Origin of the sequence: Aquimarina discodermiae (assembly GCF_040786235.1) — a bacterium.
Taxonomy (GTDB): Bacteria; Bacteroidota; Bacteroidia; order Flavobacteriales; family Flavobacteriaceae; genus Aquimarina.
Map to the genome: position 1 here is coordinate 1,612 of NZ_JBFMKP010000068.1, position 905 is coordinate 2,516.

The 905-nt window shown below is 44.0% G+C and carries 1 protein-coding gene; it reads left to right on the forward strand.

The window, feature by feature from the left end; all coding sequences use genetic code 11:
* Positions 1–60: 60 nt before the first annotated feature.
* Positions 61–905, forward strand: an 845-nt coding sequence (locus ABW636_RS22520) for a hypothetical protein (protein ID WP_445012699.1), incomplete at its 3' end; no start/stop codon positions are given.

A 905-nucleotide genomic window follows, 5' to 3' on the forward strand; every position in this document is an offset into this window, starting at 1 on the left:
CCCATCATGGCAGTTCGCGTTGTCGGCACAAATTAAGTAATCATCGTAGAAGGTGTTGATTTGGATACTACCTTTGCTACCAATGCACAGCTTACGGCTTCAGATGCAGCTGATTTGGATAAAGATGCTACTAATGAATTAAACACGGCTGTTGCGCTTGACGGTACTACCCTAAATGTTACCGATGCAGGGGGTGATAAAGGTGTTGATCTGGATACTACTTTTGCTACCAATGCACAACTTACGGCATCAGACGCAGCTGATTTGGATAAAGATGCTACTAATGAATTAAACACAGCTGTTGCGCTTGACGGTACTACCCTGAATGTGACAGATGCTGGGGGTGATAAAGGAGTCGATCTGGATACTACTTTTGCTACCAATGCACAGCTTACGGCTTCAGATGCAGCTGATCTGGATAAAGATGCTACTAATGAATTAAATACGGCTGTTGCGCTTGACGGTACTACCCTAAATGTTACCGATGCAGGGGGTGATAAAGGTGTTGATTTGGATACTACTTTTGCTACCAATGCACAGCTTACGGCATCAGACGCAGCTGATTTGGATAAAGATGCTACTAATGAATTAAACACGGCTGTTGCGCTTGACGGTACTACCCTGAATGTTACTGATGCTGGGGGTGATAAAGGTGTTGATTTGGATACTACTTTTGCTACCAATGCACAGCTTACGGCATCAGACGCAGCTGATTTGGATAAAGATGCTACTAATGAATTGAACACAGCGGTAGCACTTGACGGTACTACCCTAAATGTGACAGATGCAGGGGGTGATAAAGGTGTTGATTTGGATACTACTTTTGCTACCAATGCACAGCTTACGGCATCAGACGCAGCTGATTTGGATAAAGATGCTACTAATGAATTAAACACGGCTGTTGC